We start from the raw sequence: 15,734 nt of genomic DNA on the forward strand, positions 1-15,734 counted from the left end.
TAGGGCTAAAAGAGAATCAATTAAATTAATTCTGATGAAGCAGCCAGTCATTTTCAACCGTTTGTTTTTTTACCAATAGAGGTATTTCATTACTCTCAATTTCTAAACATCTTATTTCTGCCGGTTTTAAACCTGGAGATATCTTTCAGAATTACCTCATCATCAGGATTGAAATATTTTAGTTCGTTTACAATTTCTGAACGTATTCCTATTTTTTCTGCAATGATTTGATAGGCAATGTTTCTGGTTGTCGTTTGTAATTTCGGATCTTTTCTGAACTCATGTTTCATGGCATCCAGGTAGGTCATCTTTTTATAATCCGGAGTCTTTTCATATAAATTTCTAATTTCCGTTTCCAGTTTCTGAACATCATGGATATTGGCAAAATAGTTATTAAGGCAGTTGAAAGGATCTTTATTTTCTTCCCAACCCTTTAACAACACTTTTTGTGCCTCTTCTCTATTTTCCATCTTTTTACGGTAGATCAAAGAAGCCTTTACCATCTGATTATTCGCAGTATAGTCATCTGCAACCATTTGGTAATAAGCGTGGGCATTTTTAAGATCATTAATTTCTTTATAAAGATCTCCTACCTTTTCCTTCTGCTCCATCTCTCTGTAAAGCTCAATTGATTTTTTATATTGTTTTGCCTTTTCATAACAGATGGCAGCATCGGATTTGTTGTTTAATTTCTTAAGATATACCGCAGCAGCTTCATTGTAAAATGCTCCATCTTCCAGGGTTTTTGCCCCTCTGTAATTGTCCTGAAGTAAATTCATGTAGACTTTTGCCGCTTTTTTATACTCTTTTTCGGCGATATATTTTTCTGCCAGTTCTTCATATTTACTTCTGATCCTGTCAAACAATGAACTTTCAAGATAAAAGCTCCCTCCTCCGGCACCTCTTTTCCCTGAGTTTTGTGCATTCTGTTCTTTATCTTTTAAAGCAGCGATGACGATAAGTATAATAAATGCTACCACTAAGAAAATCACCAATGTGCCCACCACACTCCAGAAACTTTCATGAAACAGCTGGGCTACGATTCCAATTACCTTAAACATTACTAAAAGGACAAAAGCAGCCATGAATTTGTCTGTAAATTTCTGTTTATTCATCATCTTCGGTGTTTAAAATGGTTTTATCTTCCCTGAACAAACGGTAAAGAAGCAGTATAACACAAATGATAAGAGCCCATACAAACCAGTTGTAACCGAACATTTTCACCAACGGATAAAACAGGTATATCAACATCGTCACAAGTATGGCAATTAAAAGAAATTTTATCCAGCCCGGCACATTATCACCTCCCAGATGTAAGGCTTTTTTCTTAAAGATAAAGAGATAGATTCCCACCGCACCGATCATAAAAATAATAAGATAAAGAATATCGGAAACCGCAGCCTTCTCTTCAGGCTTGCTTCCTCCTGGTTCCACACCTTTGATCTTAGATTTTCCAACGGGTGCTGAAGAAGCATCCACCAGGTCTATGGTTCCATAAAGTCTTCCCAAAGAATCTGCCATTAGGACCTGTTTCTTTCTTACAAGGTATTTTACCACATCTCCATTGACAGGTTTCCCCCTGCTATATTGTTTCAGGGAATCCGAAAGCTTCCGTTTCAGCTTTTCAGTTCTCGCTTCAATATGTTTTTTGATTTTTCTGCTGTAGATTATTTTGAGGGAGTCCCTGCTTTGTTTCTCTTTGGCAACAAGCTTGTCTATATCCGGACTAATTTCATTAAGATTTCGTCCTCCTGATTTTCTGTACTGTTCCCTTTCTTTCTCTTTAGCTGATATCATTGTGCTTGCGACATGAACTTCTTTAGATAAAACGGCCCTTCTATCCTGATATATAGAATCAATCTTCTGATCAATTTCCGAGATTCCGGATTGGAAGGCAACCATATCTGAAGGGTCTTTTACTGCATCGGTGACAATACTTCCCGAAGAAGCACCAGTTTCTTCCTGTTCTTTTTTATCTTTATCTGAGGGTAATGCAAATCTTAAGATGACAGCAATCACCAACATTGCCCAAAATATCCGGCGGGAGTTTCTAGCCCTTTTAGTTTCAGGTTTTCCACCAGTGTTTCCAAATAAACCTTCAAACCAGGAAAATTTTTCAAAACCATTTCCTCTGGAAGTCCCCATAATATCCAAAGGAACTCCTAATTCGATTGCTCTTTCAGGATATTTTTCAATATATTTTAAATACTTTTCAATTTCTTTTTTATTTCCGGCCATTACCTTTTTAAGATCAAAGGGCAGGTTCTTCGTCCATTCTTCTTCAGTTTGCTTCGGCTGTAATGCTTCCAGGATTTTTTCATCATCCATTTCTACAGTATAACTCTCAATGTTCTGAGCAATGTGAACACCGTTTGCAGGTCTTCTGATTATTTCCTCTATTTTTCCGGGTTCCTGAATTAAAGCAATCCAATTGATTTCTTCCGATAGTTTGACCAATCCAAACTCAGGATGCATAATGATAAACCGGGAATCCAGATGTTCCCAGTCTTCCGGATTAATCTTAGGATAAAAGACTGTATGTTCCGGTATAAAAAATCTGTCATTTACCGACTGGAAGTAAGCATTTCTCCCAATCTCATGTGGAATTTGATCGTTAAAAATAAGAAAACACCCGTAGAGTATATTGGGGGTATCGGATGGAATAGCATAAGATTCTACCTGACTTAAGCTGATATCAAGATCTTCCATTTCCTGAAGCCATATGACCGGTGAAGAGCCTTTAATTAAAAGCCCTTTTTTAGGAAATTTATTTTTCGGAAAAGGTTTAATTCTAAGCTCCATAATCCAAGATCTGTTCTATAAATGCTTTTAAAAACCGGGAACACATTTCTTCCATTGTTTTCACCTTCATCAAAGCATGTTCGGGAAGATAATATTCTGAACCTCCAAACTCTGTATACGTGGCCAGCGATAAAAATCCATAGGCAGTAGAGGGGATAAAAAACTCTTCAATTCCTTTATTACTGCTTCTGAAAGTCAATATTCCACGGGAATCCGTAATAATCTCGCTTCCATCAGGAAAGGTAAATTTATTTTTATGCTGTTCTGCAAAAATTATAATTTCCGATTTATTTTTATAAAGATTTAATGAGTTTTCATAGAGACTGCTCAGTTCATTGGCTGAAACAACCAGGTTATGATTATCATTAATTCCGATTTTGTTAAAACTATTGATAATTTTCAATCCGCTTCTGTCAAGTTTAGCTACTTCGGCTTCCACTTTTGTTTTGTTTCTTTCGATTTCTTTTTCTTTACCGGAAACGGTTTCCAGCGAAATATTTCCATCAATGTTTATTTTGTAATGAACAGGATTTCCAGGATGGTACAGATAAAAGCTTTTACCAAAATACAGCAGCTCATAGGAATCCCCAATATTCATTCCGGTAAGATTCTGCTCAGAATATTCTTTGGTATTGATATTAAGCTTGGAAATTAATTTTTTATCGGCCTGATATTGGCACAGGATAAAATGCTGCTGTTTATTTTTTGCCAATGCAAACTGTCCTCTTGGTTTTACAGAGACCTTTTCGAATAAAACTTCACAGCCATGAAATGTTTTATAATAATCATAAGAATGTCTGTCATAATAATTATCTGACAGATACGTTTTCAGCAAATCCTTTTTTGAACTCAAAACAAAAAATTCTCCTTCATATAAAAACTGGGCAATTTTACCGGCAGGCATTGGAAATAAAATAGGATAGTTTTGGGGAAGATCTGTTTTCTTTCCGTTACTATTTTCTGAAGAATATTTTCTTCTTGGAGGATTGGCCCATAATTCAGGCAAAGGAAGTTTTATTTTCTGAATATGTTTTCTTGCCCCTTTATCATGTTTATAGAAATTGATCTCGCCATCTGATGTGGTTGTTACCAGAAATTTGAGCCTTTCTCTATTTTCATGGATTACTTTCTGAACCTTTTCATCTTTTGTACTTTCCTGATGGGTAATAAAGAACACTTCAATATCTTTTTCAGAATGCGGCCCACTAAAAAAATTTTCCAGGGCTTCTGAAACTTCAAGAACAGGGCTCACTTTATTCAGGTTTTCAACAACTTCTTCTACCGTGTTAAGCGACATTGGAACACTATCCTGTCCTAAGGCAAAAACCCTGCATTCTGAATGGGCTTTGGGATGTTTAATAATGGCCAAAGCTGCAGCAAAAGCAAGCACTTTTGGAGTTCCCCAGTTTCTAAGGGAGGTATCAATCAGGATCACTCTCTCAAAAATATTTTCTTCAGGTGGAATCTCTCTCTGAATATAAAGGGCTTCATTATTGGCCACGCGGTTCATAAATATTTCATCCTCATTGGCAAATTCTGAAAGAAGCATCCTGTGAAAGTCGCCTTTATTGGTCATATCGGAAATTCCTCCTATAGGCTGCTCTCCCGGAGAAAGGTGGCGCATCGGAATTTTCAGTCCGCTCCAGATTCTTTTGATAAGGCTCCCTACCTGAAATGTTTTAGGCTCTTCCACCAATTCCCTAATGAAATCTTTATCGGTATCTGAGGTTGTCTCTTCCTGTACAAGTTCGTCATCGAGTTCAGGTTCTTCCACAAGTCCTTTCATCGCGTCAATGATAGACTGAACGGTAGGAAATTTTTCATTGAGATCCAATGCTTTTAAATCTCTGTTTAAAACAGATGGTCCGGCATGTTGTTTTTCCGCACCTGAAGCGAGTTCGTGAGGTCTTTTATAATAGGCATTCAGATTAAGTTCTGCATTCACAGAAGATAGTCTGTGATGTACATCTTTAAAGAGAGTCTGCAAAAGTATGATTCTATTCTGCCCCTGTTTATAAGCTTTGGGAAGTGATTTTATTTTTTCAAGAAATTCTATTTCTCTTTCTGCATTAAACTCAAAATTCCCGACACTGTAAAATTCAGCTGTACGTTTTAAGGGAGTTTCAAAATCGGTGTATCCTTCCTGTGTGGCATATAAAACCATCAGCAATGCTCCAAAAGGTGGCCATCCCTGTGGCTGAAGCTCCTTCAGGATTTCCATTACATAAGGTCTGTAAGCAATGGCTCCCACTCCCGGGACAGAGAGCAGGTTATGATCATGATATCCGGAATCACCGGGAACATCTTCATCGGTTTTCCATTCCCAGAAATAATTTTCATAGGACTGGAAGTATACCTTTAATTCCATTCTTTTGATTTTTCAGTAAGACGGAATGAGCTGACAGACAACTGACGGAAATCGGTATCCTTTAAGTAAAGATAATTTCCATTTTCATCCCATAAAAGCCACCCGTCTGATTCTTTATTATATTTCTGCTGTAAAAATATACTCATATTTTTAAACTCAAAATCCAATCCCGAAGGTAAAAGATGCTTGTCTTTTGTCCAATATGTTTTTCCCGGAAGGCTTAATAACGGTGTTCCTAAGAACAGTGCTTTATCCCCTATGATTGTCCAGTCTATTCTTTCAAGTTTGAATTTTGCTGTTCCGGCTATGCTTTCACTAATGTCTGATATTAGGCTTAATAAAGCAATTACCGGCTGTTCTTCATTGTTTTCCTTTAAGCGGATCTGAATTTTTTCACTAATTCCGAAATAATTTTGATTGGAAGCCGGAAATGTAAGGCGCAATGCCTTATCTATCGACGTCCAAAGTAAAGCAGAGCGCATTTTTTTACTCGGAACCAATGCATCTTTCCGGAATAAAAGACCATCATGCAGCTCATACAGTAAAAAATCTGGAAACTGATGAATTTCCGAAGCTATAATCTGTTCATCGGTAAAACCTTTGAGCCAAATCGTTTCGTCGTCCACTGCAATCAGTACATTTTTCCAGTCTCTGATTGACCCCAGGAAATCTTCATTCCTGCGGGGAAGTTCTGCCCAAAATTCTTTTATACACTTTGAAGGATCTTCTGCCATAAGCTTTCAATTTCTTGCCGGATATATTCTTTCTGTTCAGGATTCCTGATCCAGTCACAACGGGTCTGCAGGTATCTCAGTTTATCTTTAATCACATTCTGTTCTTCAAAACTCAGTGTTCCACCATTCCATTTATCGGTAAGGATCTTCACATCCTTCATTACTTCTTCCGGATTGGGCGTTTTGTTGTGCATCGCCTGTGGATGGGAATTTGGGTGGTCATCCTTTTCAACAGTCCTGTTGATGATTCCTTCCAGGATTTCAATCTGCTCTTCTGTATCCCAGATATGTTTCAGAACCCAGAGATCCGAGAGAATGGCCTCATTTCTTCCGCAGATCAGGGCACTAGCAGCAATCAGGTTTTGAAGTTTTACAGCTCTACGGTCTGAAATGGCAATTCCTGTATTTCGTAGATTTATAATAGTATTCAGATACACCTCATAAATAGGTTTAAGATCTATGGTTCTGCATAAATTCTGAAGCTCTCTGATCTCATGCACCTGAATTTCAGGAGTTTCAGTTTCTTCTTCATTTTCAAGTTTCCTTCCGGCTAAAAGAACCTGATGGAGTAACTCGGGATTTACATAATCTACATTGATTCTCACCAGGAAACGGTCAAATAATGCATTTAATGCTTCATCTTCGGGAAGAACATTACTTGCACCTACAAACATCAGCGCCGGCAACTGTTTAGTTTCTTTTCCTCTTTTGAATATTTTCTCGTTGAGAGCCATCAACAGTGAGTTCAGAATAGCGGAATTGGCATTGAAGATCTCATCCAGGAATACCATGGACGCTTCAGGCATCATTCCTTCTGTATTGGTAAGAAGTTCACCTTCTTTTAATTTTCTGATATCAAAAGGTCCGAAGATCTCATTGGGTTCTGTAAAACGGGTTAATAAATATTCAAAGTTTTTCCCATCTTTTACCGTTTTGGACAATGTTCTGACAATGGCTGATTTTGCAGTTCCCGGGGGACCGTATAAAAAAGCATTTTCTCTTGCCAAAAGACAGATTCCCAGTAGATCGACTACATCATTTTTCCCTACAAAAGTATCTTTTACGTAGGTAAGGACTGTATTAAGTTTATTGATATTCTGAGTCATTAATTTTCTTCAGTTATTATTTTTAGTTCTCTCCAGAATGCATCTTTATGCATTCCCAATTCTGCAATAAGCATTGTATTGATCGCCGGAATTTCTGCCCGTTTATAATCTCTTTTTTCAAGAATTCTTTCGAGATATAGCTTCCGGTACGTACGGTCTTTTAATTCTTCTTCCCAGCTTATATGCTTCAGATCAAGATCATATCCTATTCCCGAATAATGAAATTCTGTCAGAATATCTTCAAGCATCCCAATCAAAACATCTTCCGGATCCAGTGTATTCAATGCTACCATGATCTGTGGAAGGAATCTTAAAGACATATCCGCAGATAGTACAGAAGAGACATCTTTTTTTCCTTTAAACCTGGAAATAAGGCGGTCTATATTTTTTGCTGTGTTTTCCCTGATCAGATAAAGCTGTGCACTGTGATACAGTATTTTTCCTGCCCACACTGCTGCTGCTCTGTCACATGGCATTCTTCCAGATAAAAATTCAAGCCTTTCCTTTTCAAATTCTGTTTCAAAATAGTCCTCTGCCTCTCCTTCTTCTTTGGGAGAAATCTCCTGTAAGTCTGAAAAAAGAGTAATGCATTCAGTTTTTCTGAGCAAAAAGATCGTATCTAAGAATGGTGATTTGGCTTCCATCATTTAACAAAAATAGAATTATTTCGTTGAGAATAAAATTTTTAACTCAAGGATTGATATCAGATACTGAATCTTTTTTTGTTTTGATGTAACAGTGAAGATGATCTAATTGATGTAATGAAACTCTACAGGTTGTACTTTGCAACTTTATATTTTCCAACATTCATGAAATTTCATGAGTGCGTTATTGCTAAAAGCTTTTGCAATGATCATATCAGGCTACTATTTCAACAATATTGTCTTCCGGATCAAGAATAACACTTTCATAATAGCCGTCACCTGTAGTTCTTGGCTCTCCGGCGATGGTATAGCCATCTTTTCTCAGGAGTTCTGTAAGTTCATTTACCTTTTCTTTAGTTTCGACAGCAAATGCCAGATGGATAATTCCAAACTGTTGGGAATCATAAGATCCTGTATTTTCTTTAATATCGGGTCTTGTCATAATTTCAAGACGGCAGCCAGTCTCAAAACTCAGAAAATACGATTCAAAATTTTTAACAGGATTATGGTATTTTTCGTTGGAAACAGCTCCAAAATATTTCTGATAGAATTCTTTAGTTTTTTCAAGATCTTTTACCCAGACGGCAAGGTGTTCAATTTTCATTTTTCTATATTTTTAACTATTGCATGGCAAAATTAGCTGGCTCCACGTTGCCATATCTGCTCTCTGTTATTCTATTCTTGTTCTGTATTTACAAAAGGTAAAAACTCATGCTGAAAATCATTAAAAGCTCATGTTCTAATGAGTACAGGCTCACTCAATATGAAGTTTTCAACAGACGTTATACAAAACTGCATTCAAAATACTTATATATACCATTTTATGTATTATTTTTTCATGAGAAGGCTTCGTTGTTTCACTCATAGTAATATCACATACAATCTAAAAGTTATTATCTTTGCATCTGTCAAAATAAAATTATGAGTATTCACATCAGTGCCAACAAAGGAGAAATTGCTAAAGTAGTATTGCAGCCGGGGGATCCGCTTCGTGCACAGTATATTGCTGAAAATTATTTAGAAAATGCAAAACTGGTAAGTAAAACCAGAGGTATATTTTATTATACAGGTCTTTATAAGGGTAAAGAAATCACGGTAGGAGCAAGTGGAATGGGCTTTCCAAGTATTGGAATCTATTCTTTTGAGCTATTCACAGAGTATGAGGTAGATACTATCATCAGAATTGGAACTTGTGGTGCTTATACTACAGATCTTAAGCTTTTTGATATTTTAAATATTGAAAACGCAGCCAGCGAAAGTACGTATGCTAAATATGCATGGGGAATTGAAGATGAGATTCTTCCTCACCAGGGAAATATCTTCAACACCATTAATGAAACTTCTAAAGAATTATCCTTAAACGCAAAAGCAATCAATATACACAGTAGTGATATTTTCTACAGAAAAGATCCTGAGACTCCTGCTATTGCCACAAAATACAATTGTCCGGCAGTGGAAATGGAAGCTTTCGGATTGTTTGCGAATGCTCAGCATTTAGGAAAAAATGCAGCTACTATCCTTACGGTAACTGACATTATCCCAACGCATGAAAAAATTTCTGCTGACGAAAGAGAGAAAGCCCTGAACCCAATGATGGAACTGGCTTTGGAATCAGCATTGAAAAGTCTGTAAAAGCGAATTCGCTTAAGAAATAAAAAAAGAGCTTTACTGTATCAGTAGAGCTCTTTTTTATAGCCTGAAAAACTTCTTCGCAGCTTCTGTGGTTTCATCTGCAACCTCGGAAATACTTATTTTTTTCAGATGGGCTATGGTTTGCGCCACATAGGGTAAAAATGAAGGTTCGTTCCGTCTGTTCTGAATTCTCGGCATATTCTTCGGGAGCATGAAAGGGGCATCTGTTTCAATCATCATCCTGTCGAGGGGAACATATTTAATAACATCTTCCAGTTGTTTAAATCTTTTCTCATCGCTAACTGCTCCGGTAAAACCTAAGTAAAATCCTTTGTCCAGATATTTTTTTGCTTCATCCAAAGTTCCGGTAAAGCAATGAACTACTGCTTCCGGTAATTGGGAAAGATATTCATCTGTAATATCATTAAATCTTTTAAAAGCTGATCTTTCATGAAGGAAAAGAGGCTTATCCACTTCAATCGCCAATTCTAGCTGAGCTCTGTAGCATTTTTCCTGAACAGGTCTTGGGGAGAAGTCACGGTCAAAATCCAGTCCGCATTCTCCTACTGAGATGACATGTTCCTGTTGTAAAAGTTTTCTCAGTTCACTGATGCTTTCGTTATTAAAAGATTTGGCATCATGAGGATGGATTCCTGCTGTAGAAAATAAAATGTCCGGATAGTCTTCTGCTATTTCTGCAGATTCTCTACTTCCCCGTACGCTTGTTCCCGTGAGGATCATATGCTCTACTCCATTATCCAGAGCACGGTTGATAATTTCGTCATGTTCGTTATAGAACTGTTTATTGGTCAGATTAATGCCAATATCAATGTAGGTATTCATTTCTTTTTTGTTTTATTATTTTTCATATAAAAATATCTTGTTACATATTGGTTTTTCACAGCATCTTTCAATTCTTTTTCTGTAAAACCTTTTATAATCAGAGCGCTTCAATCCGTTAATTTCTTTTGTTATTTTGACCCATATGGTTTTTCTACGGTTTTTTTTAGTTTTCAGGAAACGTACTTCTTCTTTCAAATGATCTTCGATAGCAGATTTTTCGGTCCTCCGCCATTTTTTATTCCCATATTTCTGTAATTCACGGGAAATTTTACCCTCTTCTCCAGCTCTGAAATCTCCTTTGTTGTACATATTCCTCATGGTTATTGAATAAAAATGATCATCAACATATATAATCGCTATTTAATTTCCGCAAAATTATCTGTTAACAGCGCAATCTTTTTACGCGGTAAAAAACTTATTCATTGATAAATCTTTCCAGAAAGCCAATCAGTTTTGTTCCCCCGTGGCTCCACCGGATTCCGTGGCCTTCTTTTTCCCTGATTTCAAAGACTAAACCCTGTTTATAATGAAAAAATACATTCCACCAGGTTTGGTTTTCGAGAATATAGCAGATTTTCTTCATTACCTTTTCCTGCTTCTGCTGGTTATTGCCTTTGACTTCGCCCCAAAAATGATCATCCATTCTTCCGGTGTGTTTTTCCCAGGCTCTCTGGGCAATGGTGATTTCACTGTTAAAAGGCTCTCTGCATGCATTAATAAATACTTGATGGAGAGGAGGAATAGCATTCTCATCACGGATGCTTGCCGGGGTAAGCCTTTGCCCCAAAACAATAAGCCAATCTTCAAAGGGAGTTTCTTCTAATTTTGTTGCTTTAACCTCAGCAGGATCATTGCTTTCTAATAAGTGAATAAACCTATCAAAAATGTCATGACGGTTAATTTTTACTTCTTCATTAAAATAAGGCAGATCCCAATCCAGCCTATTTTCTTTATAGGCCCGGATGTTTTTTTCCAGGTTTTTCACATGTTCTTCTTCTAAAATAGCCTGATATTTTTCTTTCCAGGAATCTGAAATAAAAGGAATATATTTTTCAAACATCTTCATTCTTTACGATGTTTTTATAAGATTGACAGAAAGCAATTCTTCCTGAATCAAATATCCGGTAAGATTAAACCATTGTTTACAGTGATCTAAAATCCAGGCATCAGCAGAAATAATGATTTCTGCATTTTCTGCCAGAAATTTATCCGGATTGAACTGAAGTTCACACTCCCAATTCAGTTTGTTTTCGAAAGCAAAATCAAGGATCATCTGTTTTACTCTTCCACTGTTGGATACCGGCTGATCAAAAACCCAGATCAGCTTTTGGATTTTATTTTTTTGAAAGAAAGAAGCTACCAATTCTACAGCTTTCAACGTCTGATTAACTCTTTTATAAGTTCCGTGAATTCCGGAAAGGTCTCGAAAACAACCGTCTGCGCCTTCGAAAATATAAGCTTCGGAAAGCAGGCTTTCCAACAAAATCAATACATTAAACCCATCAAGGTAAATTATTCTGTCTTTTAATGCTGAAACGTTCAGTTGTTTTAAATTTCTCTCATGGATCTGCATACCGGAAGCTGATGCACCCCGTAAAGCCTGTATTTGTCTGGTCTTTAATCTATATCTGTTGCCTACAAGTTCTGATCCTGCTTTTTCCGCATAACCTCTTGTCAGCAAATACTGCATATCCTGAACAGCCATTCTCATTGTGTTGACCTGTTTTTCTGAACCGAACAGGTTATCGTCACCTGTATTTTTTCCCCGGTTTCTGTTATTCATACTCAAAAATAGAATTTTTGAAGGTTTTTCGTCTATAAACTTTTCCAAAAGAATTTTTCGGCAAGAGTACAACAATATCATTTTGTTTATTTTATCATCCATCTGTTATATTTCCTACAACAAAAGAGATACTTTATACAATGTTTTGGTGTTGATTAGGGATAAGTTTGCAAAGACTTAAAAATACCCTTATGAATACACTGAAAAAACTATGTTATCTGTGCGCAGCAATGCTTTTAACAGCATCTTTTGTATCATGTTCTGATAACGATGACGAAATTATTATAGAACAGCAAACTCCCTCACAGGTTCTGTCTTCCACTCCATGGGAAACTACAGGGGCCAAAGATAAAAATGGGAATAATGTAGCACTAACTGATGCCAGTGTAGCCGGATATGTAGGTTTTGCTTATTTCAAAGCAGATGGAAAATTTGCTATTTACGGACTGGATGATATCTTGAGATCAAGAGGAACCTGGTCTGTAGATGCGCAAGGTAAAAAAAGAACTATTGCAGCGCTTAATCCGGACGGTTCTACTATCTTCACCCGCGATGTTGATATTCTTGTCCTTAATAAGAATGAATTTACCTACAGAATATATCCTAGTTCAGCAGATCCATCTCTTTATTATGACATCATCCATACAAGAACATCTCATGCCGAACCGGACAACGGACAGCTTACTTTAGCTTCTACTCCGTGGGAAACTACAGGTGCTAAAGATAAAGACGGAAATAATGTAGCATTAACCAATGCCAGTGTAGCCGGATATGTAGGATATTCTTATTTCAGAGCCAATGGAACATTCAAAATTGTAGGATTGGATGATGTTTTCAGATCCCAGGGGAAATGGTCTATTTCTGCTGACGGGAAGAAGAGAACACTTATTGGAATCAATCCCGCTACCGGAGCTGTTATTTTTACCAGGGTGGTAGATATTCTTACCCTGAATGAGACTACTTTCACCTACAGAATTATCCCTGATGCGGCTAATCCTTCTGTATTTTATGATATTATCCATACTAAGGTTACCCATAATGAACCTCAGTAGTGGTTATTTTTTTGATAATAAGGAAGAACCTGCTCAGTATGGGCAGGTTTTTATTTTAATTAGTGATGTACAGGAAATATCAGATATAGTCTTCCCACCAATTCTTCCAGTCTGTGGTGTCCAGCTTATCTAAGTTCACTTTTTCACCCATAACAGGTAATGTAATTGGCTGCTGATGTTCTTGGGCATATTTTGAAACCTGCTCAAGCGGTTCGTACCAGGCGTGCTGAGCTAATTTAAATTTTGAATTGTGTACAGGAATGAAATTTTTTGCTTTCAGTTCTTTCACTTCTGTAATGATCTGTTCGGGTAAGGAGTGAATATAGGGCCACTTTTCATTGTATTGTCCACATTCCATTACTGCTAAATCGAATGGTCCGTATTTTTCTCCAATTTCTGTAAAATGGCTGCCATAGCCACTGTCGCCACCTAGAAAAAGGTTCTTTGTAGGTGTTTTCAACACAAAGGAGGTCCAGAGTGAGATATTACGGTTCAGCAGCCTTCCTGAGAAATGCCTTGCCGGAGTGAGAGTAATTCTGAAACCTTCTGCAATATCCATACTTTCCCACCAGTTTTTTTCCACAATTTTCTCTGGTGACCAGCCCCAATATTCAAAGTGCTGGCCGGTTCCCAAGCCACAGATTGCTTTTCCTGCTTTATTTTTTAAAGCCTGAACGGTTTTATAATCCAGGTGATCCCAATGATCGTGGGAAATAATAAGGAAGTCTATATCCGGCATATGTTCCGGTTTATAATAATCTGCTCCCGGAAATGCTTTTATAGACCCCGGCATGGGAGAGGCATTTCCACTGAAAACAGGATCTATCAAAAATTTTTTGCCATCAATCTGTATGAAATAAGAGCTGTGCCCAAACCAAACGAGAACATTTTCGTCAGGCTGCAGGTTTTTAAGATCTGTTACTACAAACGGAAGTGCAGTTCCGGGTGATGTGTTTTCTATTTTACACAGACTTCCGAGAAGAGCTTTGGTCATACTTTCCCCTTCCAACAAAGCCGGTGTTATCAGTATATTTTGAAACTTTCCATTGTTATAATTGGAAAGTGTACTGAAATATTCTTTTCTTTTTTCATCGGGGAATTGCCCCAGTTGTTTTACTAAGTTCATTGTATTTTTTTTTTACATCCTAAGTCTTTCTTCTTCCATATCCAATCTTGTCAGATAATGTCTTATATATTCTTCATCAATATTCGGGTTACGTCTGTTTTCTTCCCGAAGCCAGATTCTCTGTTGCTCCAAAGTTTCAAAATAGATTTCTTTAGCTTCATCAGACAGCTTATGAACTGAATCTTCCTTATCTTCCTGCTCCCAGCGATCCATCAGTTTATTGAAGTATTCATTTTCATTTCTCTTTTCTTTATAGTTTTCATCCAGATACCTGAAGGCAACTCCGCGCATTTCTTTTTTCAAAAAACGTTCTGATTCGTCTTCAGACATATATCCTCCATTGGAATCGGATAAATCCAGTTTCTTTATCAGTGTTGGTAAGGTCAGTCCCTGAAGGATTAAAGTAACCAAAATGACTACAAATGTAATGAACAGGATAAGGTCACGATGAGGAAAAGGCTGTCCGTTTTCCATGACAACGGGAATAGATAATGCAGCGGCTAAAGAAACCACACCCCTCATACCGGTCCAGCCCATTAGGACCGGGGCTTTCATTCCGGGATCTCTGTCTGCTACATTGATAAAATTCCGCATAATCAAAGTTATAAATACGGCACCAAAAGAAGCCAGGAAGCGGACAATAATCAGTACTGCTGTAACCAGCAATCCATAGCTTACTGCTTCGGACAGGCTTATTCCTTCTTTATTCAGGCCTACCATAATTTCGGGAAGATCCAGCCCTATCAGCAGAAAAACAATTCCGTTAATCAGGAATACAAAGCTTTCCCATACATTGGAGCCTCTCAGTCTGGATTCTGAAGTTCTGAAAACTTCATGTCTTCTTACAGAAAGAAAGAGTCCGCCACTCACTACAGCCAGCACACCGGAGGAGTGCACTTCTTCAGCAGCAATATATATAACATAGGGTGCTACTAAACTGAGTATGGCATCCATATTGACATCGGTAGGGAATATTTTTTCAATTTTAAGAAAGATAAAAGCCAATACAACGCCTATTCCGAGGCCTCCAAATACCATCCATCCAAAACTGAGTACGGCATCCTGCCATATAAACTGCCCTGTAGCTACCGCTACCATGGCAAATCTAAAAATGATTAGTGAAGAGGCGTCATTGAACAGGCTTTCTCCTTCCAGCACAGTGGATACATTTTTAGGGACTTTTACAAATTTTAAAATAGCTCCTGCACTTACAGCGTCGGGTGGTGAAACAATTCCTCCCAAGACAAAACCCAAGGCTAATGAAAACCCCGGAATATATGAATTGGCCACAAAAGCTACAGATATTGCAGTAAGGAAAACAACAATAAAGGCAAAGCTGGTAATGATGCGCCTCAGTTTCCATATTTCCTTCCATGAGACCGCAAACGCTGCTTCATATAAAAGCGGAGGCAGAAAAATGATAAATATAAGCTCAGGATCAATCTTTATAGCGGGTAATCCGGGAATGAAGCTGATCAGTAATCCTGCAATAACCAATATAATAGGATAGGCAATTTTTAAACGATTGGCCAGCATTATCGCACCGATAATCACCAGAACCAATCCTAAGTAATAAATAAAATCTTCCACCATTGCTTTTTAATTATTTGTAAACCAAATGATATCATTTTTGAGAAATATGAT

Annotated in this window: 15 protein-coding genes; 2 read left to right on the forward strand and 13 right to left on the reverse strand. The window is 37.4% G+C overall.

Going from position 1 to position 15,734, the window contains the following annotated elements; all coding sequences use genetic code 11:
* Positions 1-95: 95 nt before the first annotated feature.
* From MP477_RS18690 to MP477_RS18720, 7 genes are all read right to left on the reverse strand, one after another.
* Positions 96-1,118 carry a soluble NSF attachment family protein gene (locus tag MP477_RS18690; protein WP_257191563.1) on the reverse strand — a complete coding sequence of 341 codons (1,023 nt, stop codon included), beginning with the start codon at positions 1,116-1,118 and terminating at the stop codon, positions 96-98.
* Positions 1,108-2,802: an APC family permease gene (locus MP477_RS18695; protein WP_257191564.1), complete on the reverse strand. Its 1,695-nt coding sequence runs from the start codon at positions 2,800-2,802 to the stop codon at positions 1,108-1,110. The genes MP477_RS18690 and MP477_RS18695 overlap by 11 nt, the downstream gene beginning before the upstream one ends.
* Positions 2,792-5,170, reverse strand: coding sequence for a hypothetical protein (locus MP477_RS18700; RefSeq protein WP_257191565.1), 2,379 nt, complete (start codon positions 5,168-5,170; stop codon positions 2,792-2,794). The genes MP477_RS18695 and MP477_RS18700 overlap by 11 nt, the downstream gene beginning before the upstream one ends.
* Positions 5,161-5,904: a hypothetical protein gene (locus tag MP477_RS18705; RefSeq protein WP_257191566.1), complete on the reverse strand. Its 744-nt coding sequence runs from the start codon at positions 5,902-5,904 to the stop codon at positions 5,161-5,163. The genes MP477_RS18700 and MP477_RS18705 overlap by 10 nt, the downstream gene beginning before the upstream one ends.
* The gene (locus MP477_RS18710; protein WP_257191567.1) at positions 5,877-7,010 is read right to left on the reverse strand and encodes an AAA family ATPase; all 1,134 of its coding nucleotides are present in this window, start codon (positions 7,008-7,010) and stop codon (positions 5,877-5,879) included. The genes MP477_RS18705 and MP477_RS18710 overlap by 28 nt, the downstream gene beginning before the upstream one ends.
* Positions 7,010-7,654 carry a hypothetical protein gene (locus MP477_RS18715; protein ID WP_257191568.1) on the reverse strand — a complete coding sequence of 215 codons (645 nt, stop codon included), beginning with the start codon at positions 7,652-7,654 and terminating at the stop codon, positions 7,010-7,012. The genes MP477_RS18710 and MP477_RS18715 overlap by 1 nt, the downstream gene beginning before the upstream one ends.
* A 214-nt stretch (positions 7,655-7,868) precedes the next feature.
* On the reverse strand, positions 7,869-8,258 hold the full coding sequence (locus tag MP477_RS18720) for a VOC family protein (RefSeq protein ID WP_257191569.1): 390 nt from the start codon (positions 8,256-8,258) through the stop codon (positions 7,869-7,871).
* A 317-nt stretch (positions 8,259-8,575) separates the two neighbouring features.
* Here MP477_RS18720 and deoD point away from each other — a divergent pair, with 317 nt between their 5' ends.
* The gene (gene deoD / locus MP477_RS18725; protein ID WP_257191570.1) at positions 8,576-9,286 is read left to right on the forward strand and encodes a purine-nucleoside phosphorylase; all 711 of its coding nucleotides are present in this window, start codon (positions 8,576-8,578) and stop codon (positions 9,284-9,286) included.
* A gap of 57 nt (positions 9,287-9,343) precedes the next feature.
* On the opposite strand, the gene MP477_RS18730 is transcribed toward deoD, so the two are convergent.
* The 4 genes from MP477_RS18730 to MP477_RS18745 all read right to left on the reverse strand — a co-directional run bounded on the left by MP477_RS18730 (position 9,344) and on the right by MP477_RS18745 (position 11,912).
* Complete coding sequence (locus MP477_RS18730; protein ID WP_257191572.1) at positions 9,344-10,129, reverse strand: TatD family hydrolase; 786 nt, start codon at positions 10,127-10,129, stop codon at positions 9,344-9,346.
* Between the two features lie 15 nt (positions 10,130-10,144).
* Positions 10,145-10,438: a hypothetical protein gene (locus MP477_RS18735; RefSeq protein ID WP_257191574.1), complete on the reverse strand. Its 294-nt coding sequence runs from the start codon at positions 10,436-10,438 to the stop codon at positions 10,145-10,147.
* A gap of 106 nt (positions 10,439-10,544) precedes the next feature.
* Entirely contained in the window at positions 10,545-11,195 is a 651-nt protein-coding gene (locus MP477_RS18740) for a hypothetical protein (protein WP_257191576.1), read from the reverse strand.
* 3 nt (positions 11,196-11,198) lie between these two features.
* Entirely contained in the window at positions 11,199-11,912 is a 714-nt protein-coding gene (locus MP477_RS18745) for a DUF434 domain-containing protein (RefSeq protein ID WP_257191578.1), read from the reverse strand.
* Positions 11,913-12,103: 191 nt separating this feature from the next.
* Between MP477_RS18745 and MP477_RS18750 the strand changes: the two genes are divergently transcribed.
* Positions 12,104-12,964 carry a DUF4822 domain-containing protein gene (locus MP477_RS18750; RefSeq protein ID WP_257191580.1) on the forward strand — a complete coding sequence of 287 codons (861 nt, stop codon included), beginning with the start codon at positions 12,104-12,106 and terminating at the stop codon, positions 12,962-12,964.
* A 79-nt stretch (positions 12,965-13,043) separates the two neighbouring features.
* Here the strand turns inward: MP477_RS18750 and MP477_RS18755 are convergent, their stop codons facing one another.
* The gene (locus tag MP477_RS18755; protein ID WP_257191582.1) at positions 13,044-14,090 is read right to left on the reverse strand and encodes an MBL fold metallo-hydrolase; all 1,047 of its coding nucleotides are present in this window, start codon (positions 14,088-14,090) and stop codon (positions 13,044-13,046) included.
* 12 nt (positions 14,091-14,102) lie between these two features.
* The gene (locus MP477_RS18760) at positions 14,103-15,683 is read right to left on the reverse strand and encodes a Na+/H+ antiporter (protein ID WP_257191584.1); all 1,581 of its coding nucleotides are present in this window, start codon (positions 15,681-15,683) and stop codon (positions 14,103-14,105) included.
* Positions 15,684-15,734: the final 51 nt, after the last annotated feature.

Source organism: Chryseobacterium sp. WG23 (assembly GCF_024586575.1).
In the GTDB taxonomy this organism is placed as follows: Bacteria; Bacteroidota; Bacteroidia; order Flavobacteriales; family Weeksellaceae; genus Chryseobacterium.